A 14296-nucleotide genomic window follows, 5' to 3' on the forward strand; every position below is an offset into this window, starting at 1 on the left:
TAGAAATCCGACCAGTAACACGAGTTGTACACAATTCGCTAAGTTACTGTTTTGGTTGGGGAACTTAAGTTGATTCCGAGAGTCTTTATCTACTTCGGAACGGCCGCTTTTTATGCAAAAGCGGCTTTTTTTGTGCCCGAAGATTTATGCAGAGCGCGCCATGATCAGGCCATTGTCGCTCGCCGCTTCCAACCGGATCGCTACGAACTTCGACGTCGGTGTATGGCTGCCATCACCCGTGCTTTCCAGCGGCACCAGCGGGTTCACTTCGGGGTAATAAGCCGCAGCCTGCCCAGCCGGAATATCAAACGCCAGCAAGGTAAAGCCCTTCACATGGCGCTCGCGGCCGTCTTCCCACAGCGACACGATGTCGGCCTTCTGTCCCGGCTTGAAGCCCAGGCGGATGATGTCGGCTTCGTTGACGAACAGCACGTCACGCTGGCCCTTGACGCCACGGTAGCGGTCGTCCAGGCCGTAAATGGTGGTGTTGTACTGATCGTGGGAGCGCATTGATTGCATGATCAGGTCCGGCACGCGACCGGTGGCGTGGGTGCGTTCGTGGATCAGGTCTTTGGGCAGGATGTTCGGGCGGAAGTTGGCGCGGCCCGACGGCGTGTTCCAGCGGCGTGCACCCGCGGAGTTGCCCAGGTAGAAGCCGCCTGGATTTTTGATCTTCTCGTTGAAGTCCTTGAAGCCAGGAATGGTGTCGGCAATCAGGTCTCGAATGCGGCTGTAATCGGCCACCAGCCAGTTCCAGTCCACCGGTTTACTGCCCAGCGTCGCGGCCGCGATGCCCGCCAGAATCGCCGGCTCCGATTTCATCAGCTTCGACAGCGGCTGCAGTTGGCCGTTGGAGCCATGGACCATGCTGAACGAATCTTCCACCGTCACCGCTTGCGGGCCGTCTGCCTGGATGTCGATGTCGGTACGGCCCAGGCACGGCAGGATCAGCGCGTCTTTACCGTGCATCAGGTGGCTGCGGTTGAGCTTGGTACTGATTTGCACCGTCAGGTCGCAATTGCGCAGCGCTTCAAAGGTGCGCGTGCTGTCCGGTGTGGCTTGGGCGAAGTTGCCGCCCAGGCCGATAAATACCTTGGAGCGGCCTTCGAGCATGGCGTGGATGGCTTCGACCACGTTGTGCCCGTTTTCGCGAGGCACCTGGAACTGGAATCGACGCTCCAGGGAATCGAGGAACGCCACGGGCGGACGCTCATTGATGCCCATGGTGCGGTCGCCCTGCACGTTACTGTGACCACGCACCGGGCACAGGCCGGCGCCTGGGCGGCCAATATTGCCGCGTAACAGCATCAGGTTGGCGATTTCCTGGATGGTCGGCACCGAGTGGCGGTGCTGGGTGATGCCCATGGCCCAGCACATGATCACGTTTTTGCCTTTGGCGTACATGCGCGCCGCTTGCTCGATCTCCACCAGGGTCAGGCCGGACTGCTCGACGATTTCATCCCAAGAGGTGTCGTCGATCTTGCCCAGATAATCCAGCACGTTGGCGGTGTGTTCGTTGAGGAAGTCGTGGTCGAACACCGCTTCCGTGCCTTCGGCCTGGGCCTGGCGTTCCCACAGCAGCAAAAACTTGGCCATGCCGCGCAGGATCGCCATGTCGCCACCCAGCGCCGGGCGGAAGTAGGCAGTGTTGGTCGGCTTGTCGCCGTTTGTGAGCATTTCCAGCGGGTGTTGCGGGTGCTGGAAGCGTTCCAGGCCGCGCTCTTTCAGTGGGTTGATGCACACCACTTGCGCGCCGCGTTTGACCGCTTCGCGCAGTGGTTCGAGCATGCGCGGGTGGTTGGTGCCGGGGTTCTGGCCCCAGACGAAAATCGCATCGGCATGTTCGAAGTCATCAAAGGTCACGGTGCCTTTGCCGACGCCCACGCTTTGCGCCAGGGCCACGCCGCTGGCTTCGTGGCACATGTTCGAACAGTCCGGGAAATTGTTGGTGCCGTAGGCGCGCACGAACAGTTGATACAGGTAAGCCGCTTCATTGCTGGCGCGACCCGAGGTGTAGAACTCGGCCATGTCCGGGCTCGGCAGCGCGTTGAGATGCTTGCCGACCAGATCGAAGGCCGCTTCCCAGCTGATGGGTTTGTAGTGGTCGGTTTCGGCGTCGTAGCGCATCGGCTCGGTCAGGCGGCCCTGGTATTCCAGCCAGTAGTCGCTTTGCTCGAGCAGGGCAGTCACGCTGTGCTTGGCGAAGAAGGCACCGTCGACACGGCGCTTGGTGGCCTCCCAGTTGACCGCCTTGGCGCCGTTCTCGCAGAACTTGACCATGCCGCTTTCCGGCGAGTCGCCCCAGGCGCAGCCCGGGCAGTCAAAGCCGCCGTTCTGGTTGGTCTTGAGCATCATGCGCAGGTTTTTCAGCGCGTTGTCGCTGGTCAGCCAGGCCTGCGCCACACTGATCAGTGCGCCCCAGCCACCGGCCGGGCCTTTGTAGGGCTTGTAGCGCGGGGTCGGGGTTTGGTCGGCTTGGTGATGCTGGCTCATGGCTGGTTCTCCATCGCAGGGCTGTAGACCCGCGGCGCATTTTTCTGCGGCAGGTGGATGAGATTGAGGTTATGTCGGCGGGCCCATTGCAGAGCCAGGCCGGTAGGCGACGACAAGCTGACCAGGGTCTGGATGCCCGCGCGCAGGACTTTCTGGATCAACTCCAGGCTGCAGCGGCTGGTAACAATCGCCAGGCCGCCTTCGGTCGGAATCTTTTGGCGGATCAAGGCGCCGATCAATTTATCCAGGGCGTTGTGTCGGCCAATGTCTTCACGACCAAGCAACAACTCGCCCTGGCCGTTCATGAACACAGCCGCATGCACGGCGCCGCTGTATTGGCCCAGGGGTTGAAAGGCGCTGATGCGTTGGCGCAGGCCATCGAGCCACTCGGGGGGCGGCAAGGGCGCGCCAGGCAATACCTTAAGGTCTGGTAAGGCCTGTTCAACGGCTTCCACGCCGCACAAGCCGCAGCCGCTGGTGCCGGCCAGCTGGCGGCGCTGCTGCTTGAGGTTCCAGAAGGCGCGGCTGGAAATCTGCACCTGCGCGTATTGGGCTGAGCCCGAACCGCTAAGTTTCAGATCATAAATGTCGCTAACGTCGGCGATAATTCCGCTACCAATGCTGAAACCAACAATAAAGTCTTCCAAGTCCGTCGGCGTTACCAGCATCACCGCTTGGCTGATCTCGTTGTAGGCAATCGCCAACGCCACTTCTTCCGCCAAGGCTGTGCTGGCGGATTCAGTGTGCTCGAGATTGCAATATTGATAGCTCTGGCTGGCGGCGGGCGCTGGCGTTTCGGGAGCGGGCGCCGCGCAAACTGGGCGCTTGGCGTTCATGGGGCAGTACCACCGGCGGATTGATCAGTGTTTAGACTAGGCGCGACAAAGCGTCGCGTCTAATTGCCAGTACTGATCTACCGATAGATGACGTCGATCAAGATTCGTTTTGTGATTTCTGATACAGCGCGAAGCATGCCTCGGCCAGTGCGGAGCGTGGAGCGCTGCGACGCATGATCAGCCCCAGGCGCGCGAGGGTACGGGCATCTTCGATCGGCTGCAGGCGCAGGTGCTCGGTGAGTGCGTCCAGACCGCCATCCAGCGGCATTACCGCGCAACACAGTCCGCCGTGTACTGCTTGTAACAATTGATGGACGGCATCGGTCTGCAGCAGCGGTTGCGGGTTGAGTCCACGGCTGTGGAAGTTATGGTCGATGGACTGGCGAAAGTGCATACCGCTCGTGAGCATGCCCAACGGCAGTTCGATCAACGCTTCCCAGCTCAGCGGCGTGTCACCGAAACTGAAGAAGCGCTGGTCATAGAGCAAACCCATGCGGGTTTCGCTCAGGGCCAACGAGTCGAAGCGCTCGTTGTCCAGGCGTTCCAGGTAGGACACGCCCAGGTCCAGCCGGTTACTCGCCAATTGTTCAAGGATCTGTTCGGAGCTCAGTGCCGACAGCTCGAACCGCAGGCTCGGATGTTCCTTGTGCAGCTGTTGCATCAACGCCAAGGGATCGAAGCTCGACAGCGGCACCACGCCCAGGCGCAACGTACCTACGAGGTTGCCGCGACAGGCCGCCGCTTCCGCCTGCAGGCCGTCATAGGCTGCCAGCACTGTGCGTGCCCAGGCCAATACCCGCTCGCCGGGCGCAGTAAAACCTTCGAAGCGCTGACCACGATTGACCAAGGGAAGATCAAGCTCTTCCTCGAGATTGCGCAGACGCATCGACAGCGTCGGTTGGGTGATGTGGCAACGCGCCGCTGCCTGGCCGAAGTGACGGGTTTCGTCGAGGGCGATGAGGAATTTCAGCTGTTTGATGTCCATCTTCGCTCCGGGGCTTATTCCAATGGCGGGGGGATTCTAGCGCGTTTGGGTCTTGGGCCGGGTTGGAACCCAACTCTTCAGGACTGGTCTAGTCTTGGGCATCTGGAATTCAAATCCCAAGGAGAGCGCACTATGAGCATTTTCAGCTTTATCAAGGAAGCCGGCGAAAAGATTGTCGACCTGTTGACGCCGGGTAATGCAAACGCCAGTGAGCAGTTGAAGGAGCACGTTTCAAAGGTGGGGCTGGGTAATCCGAATGTGCAGACCACGGTAGATGGCGACAAGGTGACAGTGACCGGTGAAGTCGCCACCCAGGAAGAGAAAGAGAAGATTCTGCTGGCGCTGGGCAATATTGCCGGCGTAGCCAGCGTGGATGACCAGATTACCGTCTCCGGCCCGGCAGTGGCTGCCGCCCGCTTCGTCGTGGTGAAAAAGGGCGACACCCTGAGCGCAATTTCCCTGGCGGTGTATGGCAACGCCAATCAGTACAACAAGATCTTCGAGGCCAACAAGCCGTTGTTGGCGCATCCGGACAAGATTTACCCAGGGCAGACACTGCGTATTCCTGAATAAGCACGGAGCAAAAAATGTGGGAGCGGGCTTGCTCGTGAAAGCCCGCTCCCACATGGGTTTAGAGTCCGGCAATGAGGTCGCGGTAGTTGTCGACGGCGGCAAACTCCGCCGTGTCCTTTGGCCCCTTCTGGCTGTCCGGTTCCTTCACCGCCAGCAAATGCCCGATCCCAAATGCCTGGGCGCTACGCAGGATCGGCAAGGTGTCGTCGATAAACAAGCTGCGGGCCGGGTCGAAGTGAATGTCGGCTTGCAAGGCGTCCCAGAACTGCGGGTTCTCCTTGGCGAAACCGTAGTCATGGGAACTGATCAACCGTTCGAAATACGGCGCCAGTTCAATGCGTTCCAATTTCAAAGAAAGTGAATCGCGGTGAGCGTTAGTGATCAGGATCACACGCTTGCCAGCCTGTTTGATCGCCGCCAGGAAGGTGTCCGCATCCGGGCGCAGAGCGATCAGGTGGGCGGTTTCCAGCTTGAGTTCGCGTACCGGGATCTTCAGTTCCGCGCTCCAGAAATCCAGGCAATACCATTGCAACTGCCCAGCATTACGCTCGAACAGCGGCTGCAACTCCATCTCGGCCATGGCGCGGCTCACTCCGTGCAGCTCGGCGTAGCGCTGGGGCAGGTGTTCCATCCAGAAGTGGTTGTCGAAATGCAGGTCGAGCAAGGTGCCGTCCATGTCCAGCAGGACAGTGTCGATGGCGTGCCAGGGCAAAGAGGGCATGGGGCGTTCTCATGTAAGTAAAGATATCCGACACAGACAATCGGAAAAGCCACGGTATAGTAACCCGATCACGCCAAGGAGCCGCTTATGCGCCAGAAACCCACCGTCCTCGCCCGCGAAATAGTCGCCAGTAGCCGTTTGTTCCGCGTGGAGGAAGTGCAATTGCGCTTTTCCAATGGCGTTGAACGAACCTATGAGCGCCTGGTGGGCCGCGGTGCCGGCTACGGTGCGGTGATGATCGTGGCGATGATCGACGCGGAGCATGCGTTGCTGGTGGAAGAATACTGCGGCGGTACTGATGAGTATGAATTGTCCTTGCCCAAAGGGTTGATCGAGCCCGGCGAGGACGTATTGGCGGCAGCAAACCGCGAACTCAAGGAGGAGGCCGGCTATGGCGCACGGCAGTTGGAACACCTCACAGAACTTTCGTTGTCTCCCGGCTACATGAACCAGAAAATCCAGGTGGTACTGGCCACCGACCTCTATGAAGAACGCCTGGAAGGCGATGAACCTGAGCCGATGCGTGTGGACCGGGTGAACCTGCGTGAGTTGTCGATGCTTGCGCAAAACGAGCAATTCAGCGAAGGCCGCGCCTTGGCCGCGTTGTACCTGGTACGAGACCTGCTGACCCAGCGTGGAGCGTTTACCGCATGAGCGAACTGTTTTTAGGCCACCCGTTTATTGCCCCTGTGATCGAACTGGCGCGTCAGGCCGGTGAAGTGATATTGCCGCACTGGCGCGCCGATGTGGCCGTGACCACCAAGGCCGATGATTCGCCGGTGACAGCCGCGGACTTGGCTGCGCATCACCTGATCCTGTCAGGCCTGACGGCATTGGACCCAAGCATCCCGGTGCTGTCCGAGGAAGATGCCGATATCGACCAGAGCGTGCGCGCCGGTTGGCAGCGCTGGTGGCTGGTGGACCCGTTGGACGGCACCAAGGAATTTATTTCCGGCAGCGAAGAGTTCACCGTGAACATTGCCCTGATCGAACAGGGGCGCGTGGTGTTTGGGGTGGTGTCGATGCCTACCAGTGGCCGTTGCTACTTCGGTGGCGCGGGCTTGGGCGCCTGGCGCTCGGATGTGAATGAAGCACCCAAGCAGATCCAGGTGCGTGAAGCTCCGGCTGCGGGCGAGTCGTTTATCGTGGTCGCCAGCCGTCGGCATTCCAGCCCGGAGCAGGAGCGTTTGCTGGATGGCCTGAGTGAAGGCCTGGGCGCGTTGAAGCTGGCGAATATCGGCAGCTCGTTGAAGTTCTGCCTGTTGGCCGAGGGCAGCGCCGATTGCTACCCGCGTCTGGCGCCGACGTCGCAGTGGGACACCGCTGCAGCCCAGGGTGTACTGGAAGGCGCGGGAGGCGAGGTGTTGGAGTTGAGCGGTGAGCCGTTCAGCTACCCGGCGCGGGCATCGTTGTTGAACCCGTTCTTTTTGGCTTTGCCGGCCAAGGCTGCGTGGCGTGAGCGCTTGCTGACCCTGGCCAGATCCTAAGGCCAAAGGTGGGAGGGGCGGTCAGCGGTGCAATACGTACTGGCCGGTGAAGGCTACCGCTCGCTCCTCACTTTCTTTATTCACAATCCAAGTTTCCAACGTCAAGCGCGCTCGGCCATAGCGCTTGTACGTCGCTACAAATCGCTTCCACACCTTTTCCTCCGGCGTCGCGCAAATAGCGGTCGCATCCCGCGTGACGGGCAGCGGATAACTGATCTGCCCCTCCTGAATCACGATATGCCCGTCTTCAATCCCTTCTTCACGCAACTGCAAATGCAGCCACCCCCAGCCCGCCAGCACCGCGCCGCAATACAGGCTGCCACCGAACATGGTGCTCTTGTGGTTGATGTTGGCTTGCAAGGGCAGGTGCAACTGTAATTGCCCGTGTTGCCAATCGAGCACCTTGAGGCCCATTTCCCGGGTGAGGGGGATGTCGTGGTGAAGAATGGATTCCAGGTAACGGCTGTCGCGGCTCATGGGGGGCTCTTGGTGAGTGGGGGCAGTCATTCGTCATCGCCACTTTGGTTGGCGAAGTTCAGGCCATGTTTGCGCAGTTTGTCGTGCAGGGTCTTGCGCGGTACGCCCAACGCTTCGGCGAGGCTGCGCATCGAGCCGTGGGGGCGGGTCAGCTCGGCGGCGATCAGGCTTTTTTCGAACTGCTCGACCTGTTCGCTCAGGCCGCCCGAAGTGGACTTCAGCACACCGGCGGCCGGATTATCCTCCGTGGCATCCAGCGCCAGCTCCAGGCCCAAGGCAAAGCGTTCGGCGGCATTTTGCAATTCGCGCACATTGCCCGGCCAGCTGTGGCGCAGCAGCAGTGCGCGCTGGCCCGGTTGCAATTCATGCAGCGGCAAACCGTGGCGGCTACTGGCCTCATCGGCGAAGTGCTGGAACAGCATCAAAGCATCTTCACCGCGCTCGCGCAGGGGTGGAATGCGCAGCGGCGCGACGTTGAGGCGGTAATACAAGTCGGCACGGAAGCGACCCTGGTCGGCGGATTGGCGCAGGTCTTCCTTGGTGGCAGCGATGATTCGGATATCCAGCGGGATCAGTTGATTGCCGCCCAGGCGCTCGACCACCCGCTCCTGCAACAGGCGCAATAATTTGACCTGCACATCCAGGCTCATGCTTTCGATTTCATCGAGAAACAAGGTGCCGCCGTTGGCAAACTCGAACTTGCCGATACGGCGTTTTTGCGCGCCGGTAAAGGCGCCGGGCTCATGGCCGAACAGTTCACTTTCTACCACCGACTCGGCCAAGGCGCCTGCGTTGATTGCTACAAACGGACCGCTACGACGGCTGGAAAGATCGTGCAGTGCCCGTGCGACCACCTCTTTACCGGCGCCGGTTTCGCCGAGGATCAGCACATCGGCTTTGGTCGCCGCCAACGCGCCGATCTGCTCGCGCAGCCGCAGCATCTGTGGCGAGTGCCCCACCAGGCGCGTACTCAATTGCTGGCGGTCACTCAGTGCCAGGCGCAGGCTGCGGTTGTCCAGCACCAGGCGGCGCAGGGCCAGGGCACGGCGCACGCTGTCGAGCAGGGCGTCGCTGGCGAAGGGTTTTTCCAGGAAATCATAGGCACCGGCGCGCATCGCCTGCACCGCCAGTGGCACATCGCCGTGGCCGGTGATCAGCAGCACGGGCAGGTCCGGATCCTGACCGTGCAGCTCGGCGAGCAGCTCCAGGCCGTCCATGCCAGGCATGCGAATGTCACTGACCACCACGCCCGGCCAATCGCGGGGCAGTCGCGCCGTGAGGCCGGCGGCTTCGCCCAGTGCCAGGACTTTCAGCCCGGCCAGGTCCAGGGTCTGGCACAGGGCCTGACGCAGGTGTGGATCGTCGTCGATCAACACCACCTGAATCTGGTTATCGATACTCATACACTGCGGTCCTCGGACGGTTGCAGACTGACGCCCGGCGCACCGGCACGCAATTTCAAGGTTAACAGCGCGCCGCCTTCCTTGTGGTTGGCAAACAGCAGTTCGCCGCCGAAGGCACGCATCAGGGTGTCACAAATCGCCAGACCCAACCCCAGGCCTTGCGTGCGCGTCTTGGTGGTGTAGAACGGCTCGCTGGCGCGACCCAGGGCTTCCATGCAAAAACCCGGACCGTTGTCGCGAATGTACAGGTTGACGCCCTGTTCAGTGGTTTCGGCACTCAACCACAGTTTGCGCGGCGGGCCTTTTTCAGTGAGCGCGTCGAGGGCGTTGGCCAGCAAGTTGCCGAGTACCTGGCGCAAGCGCGTTTCGCCAGCCTGGACCCACAGGGTCGCTTCCGGCAAATCGCGGACCAACTCCACCTCCATCGAGCGTCGCCGCTTGGCCAGCAATGCCAGCGAATCGTCCAGCGCCGGTTGCAGGGCCACGCTCTCGGGCGCATGGCGGTCGCGACGGGCGAAGGCGCGCAAGTGGGCAATGATCGACGCCATGCGCCCGGTCAGTTCGCTGATCAGCTTGAGGTTGCCCCGGGCATCCGTGGTGCGCTCATGGTCGAGCAGGATTTCGGCGTTTTCCGCGTAGCTGCGAATCGCCGCCAGCGGTTGGTTGAGTTCATGGCTGATGCTCGCCGACATGGTGCCCAGTGCCGACAATTTGCCCGCCTGCACCAGGTCATCCTGGGCACGCACCAGTTCCTGCTGGGCGTGTTCGCGCTCCAGCACTTCTTGTTTCAGCCGACGGTTGAGGCCTTCCAGGTCACTGGTGCGCTCGACCACCCGTGCTTCCAGTTCGCGACGGGCCTTGGCTTCAAAGGCGATGCGCTCCAGGTAATGGCGGCGACGTTGCATCATCAACCCCAGCAACAGCATCAATACCAAGAGCGTGGCGCCGCCCACGGCAACCACGGTGCGCACCGGTCGGTTGATCAGCGATTGCGGCGCGAGAATCTCTACGTTCCAGCCGGTCTCGGCGATGGCTGTGGATTGGCGCAGCCAGGCGGTGTTGCTCAGGCTCAGCGGCTGCGGATCGCGGGTCGGGTAGGGTTGGATGGCGATGATGGCCCGGCGCTCTTCAGCAGTCAGCGGCCGGGTGGCGCGGAATCGCCATTGCGGACGCGACGTCAGGATCACCACGCCGTTATGGTCCGTGACCAGCAGTTGTTCCGGGGTGTTGCCCCACAGGCTTTCGGTGTGGTCCAGGTCGACCTTGACCACCAGCACGCCGATGATCGTATCGCCATCGCGCACGGCGGCGGCAAAGAAGTAACCGCGCTTGGCCGAGGTAGTGCCCAGGCCGAAAAAACGCCCCAGGCGCCCGGCCATGGCTTCGCTGAAATACGGTCGGAACGAGAAGTTGCGTCCGACAAAGCTGTCTTGTTTATCCCAGTTCGACGCCGCCAGGGTCTTGCCGGTGGTGTCCATCAGGTACATCACCTCCACCCCGGCCTGGGCCGCGACGTCCTTGAGCAGCAGGTTGGCGTTGACCAGGTTGGTACTGACCTGAGGCGCGTCCAATGCAATACGCAGGGCCGGCAGGTCGCCAAGGATTTGTGGCAGCACTTCATAGCGGTGCAGCGTGCCCAGCAGGTTGGCCACGTACAGGTCGAGGGTCTGGCGGTTCTGCCCGGCCAGCTCGCTGCGGTAATAACGCTCGGCCAAGTGCTCCAGCGGCCACAGCAGCGGGGCCAGGCACAATGCCAACAAAGCGAGGCTGCGCCAGCGGGGTCTTCGCGGGAGGGGTGGAGTCATAGGAGTCGTGCGCCTGTGGGTACAGGCGCATTATGCCTAGTGCTGCTGTGCAAGACACTCGCGCAATGCGTTTTGCCAGAGTGGCTGGCTGACGTGCCATTGCTGCTGCAGGCGGCTGCAGTCGAGGCGAGAGTTCAGCGGACGCTTGGCGGGCGTCGGGTAAGCGCTGGAAGGGATCGGCTCAAGTTCGGCGCAGGCTCTGCCTTGATGACGCACGTGCGCGCCAATGGCCTCGGCAAAACCGAACCAGGAGGTTTCGCCTTGCGCGGTCAGGTGATAAATGCCCCATTCCCCTGCTTTGCCTGCTTGCCAGCGCTCGATCAACGCACGCGTGCTGTTGGCAATGCTGCCGGCCCAGGTCGGCGCGCCGATCTGGTCAGCGACGATGCGCATCTGCGGCTTCTCCTGCAGCAAGCGCTGCAGGGTCAGCAGGAAGTTCTTGCCATGGTTGGAGTAGACCCAGCTGGTGCGCAGAATCAGGTATTGGCCGCCAACGGCGGCTATCGCTTGCTCGCCGGCCAGTTTGCTCTGCCCGTAGACGCCCAACGGGTTCGGCGTGTCAGCCTCGGTGTAGGGCGCCGGTTTGCTGCCGTCGAATACATAGTCGGTGGAATAGTGGATCAGCGGGACGCCCAAGGCCTTGGCTTCCTCGGCAAGAACCCCGGGGGCGATGGCGTTGATCGCGAACGCCACCTCCCGTTCGCTTTCGGCTTGATCGACCGCAGTGTGGGCGGCGGCATTAATGATCAGGTCGGGGCGATGGGCGCGGATTTGCTCGCGGATCTGGTCGGTGTTGACCAGGTCGAGCTGGTCACGACCCAGGACGATGAGTTCGCCCAGGCCCTGGAGCCGACCTTGCAGTTCGCGGGAGACTTGGCCCTGTTGGCCGGTGATCAAGATCTTCATGGGAACAAGTCGGCCTCCAGCAAGGGTTTGCCGGCCTGGTCTTTGGCGGACAAGCGTGGTGCCTCGGTCAGCTCCCAGTCGATGGCCAGGGTAGGGTCATTCCACAGGATGCTGCGTTCGGCACTGGGCTGATAGTAGTCAGTGGTCTTGTACAGGAACTCGGCGTGTTCGCTCAGTACCACGAATCCATGGGCGAAACCTTCCGGTACCCATAGTTGCCGATGGTTCTGGGCAGACAAACGTACCCCCACCCACTGGCCAAAATTCGGCGAGCTTCGGCGGATATCGACAGCCACATCCAGCACTTCACCGGCGGTGACGCGCACCAGCTTGCCCTGGGTGTGTTCGAGTTGGTAATGAAGACCTCGCAGCACGCCTTTTTGCGAACGTGAGTGGTTGTCCTGGACAAACTGGCGCTTGAGCCCGGCGGCTTCTTCAAAGGCCCGTGCGTTGAAGCTTTCGTAGAAGAAGCCGCGCTCATCGCCGAACACCTTGGGTTCGATGATCAGCACACCGGGCAGTGAGGTTTCGATGACGTTCACTGGTTGTCTCCAGCCAGTGAGTAGAGGTATTGGCCATAACCGGTCTTGCCGAAGTACCTGGCACGTTCCAGCAGGTGGTCGCGGTCGATCCAGCCATTGCCGTAGGCGATTTCTTCAAGACATGCCACTTTCAGGCCCTGGCGCCGTTCGATGGTCTGCACGTATTGCGAGGCGTCCAGCAAGCTGTCGTGGGTGCCGGTATCCAGCCAGGCGAAGCCTCGGCCAAAGCGTTCCACCTGCAAGTCGCCTCGATGCAGGTAGGCGTTGTTGACATCGGTGATCTCCAGCTCCCCACGGGCAGAGGGTTTGACCGCCTTGGCGATGCTGATCACGTCGTTGTCATAGAAATACAGACCGGTCACGGCATAGCTTGATTTAGGCACCGCTGGTTTTTCTTCGATAGACAAGGCACGGCCTTCGCTGTCGAAGTCGATCACGCCAAAACGTTCCGGATCTTTTACCCAGTAGCCAAACACTGTGGCGCCCTTGTCGCGTTTAACCGCTGCATGCAGCTGCGCGCTGAAGCTTTGACCGTGGAAGATGTTATCGCCAAGGATCAGGCATACCGGGTCTTTGCCAATGAACTTCTCGCCAATCAGGAAGGCTTGCGCCAGTCCATCTGGCGTGGGCTGCTCTGCGTAACTGAACGTTACGCCGAACTGACTGCCGTCGCCCAGTAGGTTGCGGTATTGCGGCAGGTCCGCCGGGGTGGAGATCACCAGGATTTCCTTGATACCCGCCAGCATCAGCACCGAGATCGGGTAGTAGATCATCGGCTTGTCAAAGACCGGTAGCAGTTGCTTGGACACACCCAGGGTGATGGGGTGAAGACGAGTGCCGGAGCCGCCGGCCAATACGATTCCTTTCATCATGCGATCAGATCCCTCATGTCGGTATTGCCCAATCGTTGGCCCTGATAACTGCCGTCCTGGACCCTGCGGCACCATTGCAGATTATCGAGGTACCACTGCACGGTCTTGCGCAGTCCGGTTTCAAAGGTTTCCTCGGGCGCCCAGCCCAGCTCTCGTTCGATCTTGCTGGCGTCGATTGCATAACGCAAATCGTGGCCGGGGCGGTCTTTGACGAACGTGATTAAGTCGGCGTATTTCTGCACACCCGCTGGATGCCGTGGCGCCAGTTCTTCCAGCAAGGCGCAGATCTGTCGCACGACGTTGATGTTCTTTTGTTCGTTGTGGCCGCCGATATTGTAGGTTTCGCCTACTGCGCCTTCGGTCACCACCTTGAGCAATGCGCGGGCGTGGTCTTCGACGAACAGCCAGTCGCGCACCTGCAAACCATCACCATAGACCGGCAAGGGCTTGCCCGCGAGGGCATTGAGAATGACCAGCGGGATGAGTTTTTCGGGGAAGTGGAACGGTCCGTAGTTGTTCGAACAGTTGGTCAGCAGTACCGGCAGGCCATAGGTGCGCTGCCAGGCGCGAACCAGATGGTCGGACGCTGCCTTACTCGCGGAGTAGGGCGAGCTGGGCGCATAGGGCGTGGTTTCGGTGAACAGGTCGTCCACACCATGCAGGTCGCCGTACACCTCGTCGGTAGAAATATGGTGGAACCGGAAGGCTTTTTTTTCTGGACCGGCGAGTGTTTGCCAATAGCCCCGCGCGGCTTCCAACAGGCTGTAAGTGCCGACGATGTTGGTCTGGATAAAGTCTGACGGGCCGTCAATCGAACGGTCGACATGGGACTCGGCGGCCAGGTGCATGATCGCCTGGGGCTCAAAACGCGCCAGCACAGCGCTGACGGTGGGCTGGTCGTTGATGTCGGCCTGGACGAATTCGTATCGGCTGTTGGACGCGATACGGGTCAACGATTCCAGGTTGCCAGCGTAGGTGAGCTTGTCCAGGTTGAGCACTTCGTGCTCTGTGTGCTGAATCAGGTGACGTACCAAAGCAGAACCGATAAAACCGGCGCCACCGGTAATGAGAATGCGCATGTCGGGGGCCCTTTTCCTTAGACGGACGATTAGCGAGCATAGCCTGTGTTGCGACGCCTGGCAGGTGGGCATGCATCAGGGGTTGCCTAACCCCCCTAAACAATGGCGATATACACG

14 protein-coding genes are annotated in these 14296 nt (G+C 60.8%); 3 read left to right on the forward strand and 11 right to left on the reverse strand.

Features of this window, described 5'->3' with window-relative positions:
* Window positions 1–144: 144 nt before the first annotated feature.
* From LVW35_RS01250 to LVW35_RS01260, 3 genes are all read right to left on the reverse strand, one after another.
* Window positions 145–2493, reverse strand: coding sequence for an FdhF/YdeP family oxidoreductase (locus LVW35_RS01250; RefSeq protein WP_233893320.1), 2349 nt, complete (start codon window positions 2491–2493; stop codon window positions 145–147).
* Complete coding sequence (gene fdhD, locus LVW35_RS01255; protein ID WP_233893321.1) at window positions 2490–3329, reverse strand: formate dehydrogenase accessory sulfurtransferase FdhD; 840 nt, start codon at window positions 3327–3329, stop codon at window positions 2490–2492. Before fdhD ends, LVW35_RS01250 begins: the two co-directional genes overlap by 4 nt.
* Window positions 3330–3426: 97 nt before the next feature.
* Window positions 3427–4314 carry a LysR family transcriptional regulator gene (locus LVW35_RS01260; RefSeq protein ID WP_233893322.1) on the reverse strand — a complete coding sequence of 296 codons (888 nt, stop codon included), beginning with the start codon at window positions 4312–4314 and terminating at the stop codon, window positions 3427–3429.
* 132 nt (window positions 4315–4446) lie between these two features.
* On the opposite strand from LVW35_RS01260, the gene lysM reads away from it, so the two are divergent.
* Window positions 4447–4887: a peptidoglycan-binding protein LysM gene (gene lysM, locus LVW35_RS01265; protein WP_233893323.1), complete on the forward strand. Its 441-nt coding sequence runs from the start codon at window positions 4447–4449 to the stop codon at window positions 4885–4887.
* 58 nt (window positions 4888–4945) lie between these two features.
* Here the strand turns inward: lysM and yrfG are convergent, their stop codons facing one another.
* Window positions 4946–5608 (reverse strand): GMP/IMP nucleotidase, encoded by a 663-nt coding sequence (gene yrfG / locus LVW35_RS01270; protein WP_233893324.1) that lies wholly within the window; start codon window positions 5606–5608, stop codon window positions 4946–4948.
* Between the two features lie 87 nt (window positions 5609–5695).
* Here yrfG and nudE point away from each other — a divergent pair, with 87 nt between their 5' ends.
* Window positions 5696–6262: an ADP compounds hydrolase NudE gene (nudE, locus tag LVW35_RS01275; protein ID WP_233893325.1), complete on the forward strand. Its 567-nt coding sequence runs from the start codon at window positions 5696–5698 to the stop codon at window positions 6260–6262.
* Window positions 6259–7095: a 3'(2'),5'-bisphosphate nucleotidase CysQ gene (cysQ, locus tag LVW35_RS01280; protein ID WP_233893326.1), complete on the forward strand. Its 837-nt coding sequence runs from the start codon at window positions 6259–6261 to the stop codon at window positions 7093–7095. Before nudE ends, cysQ begins: the two co-directional genes overlap by 4 nt.
* Before the next feature lie 21 nt (window positions 7096–7116).
* On the opposite strand, the gene LVW35_RS01285 is transcribed toward cysQ, so the two are convergent.
* Genes LVW35_RS01285 through rfbB form a run of 7 tightly spaced genes read right to left on the reverse strand, consistent with a single transcriptional unit; the run spans window position 7117 to window position 14179 of the window.
* Window positions 7117–7572 carry a YiiD C-terminal domain-containing protein gene (locus tag LVW35_RS01285; protein WP_233893327.1) on the reverse strand — a complete coding sequence of 152 codons (456 nt, stop codon included), beginning with the start codon at window positions 7570–7572 and terminating at the stop codon, window positions 7117–7119.
* Window positions 7573–7598: 26 nt separating this feature from the next.
* The gene (locus tag LVW35_RS01290) at window positions 7599–8975 is read right to left on the reverse strand and encodes a sigma-54-dependent transcriptional regulator (protein ID WP_233893329.1); all 1377 of its coding nucleotides are present in this window, start codon (window positions 8973–8975) and stop codon (window positions 7599–7601) included.
* Window positions 8972–10780 carry a sensor histidine kinase gene (locus tag LVW35_RS01295; protein WP_233893330.1) on the reverse strand — a complete coding sequence of 603 codons (1809 nt, stop codon included), beginning with the start codon at window positions 10778–10780 and terminating at the stop codon, window positions 8972–8974. Before LVW35_RS01295 ends, LVW35_RS01290 begins: the two co-directional genes overlap by 4 nt.
* A 36-nt stretch (window positions 10781–10816) precedes the next feature.
* On the reverse strand, window positions 10817–11686 hold the full coding sequence (gene rfbD, locus LVW35_RS01300; protein ID WP_233893332.1) for a dTDP-4-dehydrorhamnose reductase: 870 nt from the start codon (window positions 11684–11686) through the stop codon (window positions 10817–10819).
* Complete coding sequence (rfbC, locus tag LVW35_RS01305) at window positions 11683–12228, reverse strand: dTDP-4-dehydrorhamnose 3,5-epimerase (RefSeq protein WP_233893334.1); 546 nt, start codon at window positions 12226–12228, stop codon at window positions 11683–11685. Before rfbC ends, rfbD begins: the two co-directional genes overlap by 4 nt.
* Entirely contained in the window at window positions 12225–13100 is an 876-nt protein-coding gene (gene rfbA / locus LVW35_RS01310) for a glucose-1-phosphate thymidylyltransferase RfbA (RefSeq protein WP_233893335.1), read from the reverse strand. Before rfbA ends, rfbC begins: the two co-directional genes overlap by 4 nt.
* Window positions 13097–14179 (reverse strand): dTDP-glucose 4,6-dehydratase, encoded by a 1083-nt coding sequence (gene rfbB / locus LVW35_RS01315; RefSeq protein WP_233893336.1) that lies wholly within the window; start codon window positions 14177–14179, stop codon window positions 13097–13099. The genes rfbA and rfbB overlap by 4 nt, the downstream gene beginning before the upstream one ends.
* Window positions 14180–14296: the final 117 nt, after the last annotated feature.

The sequence above is a fragment of the Pseudomonas sp. HN11 genome, from assembly GCF_021390155.1.
GTDB lineage: Bacteria > Pseudomonadota > Gammaproteobacteria > Pseudomonadales > Pseudomonadaceae > Aquipseudomonas.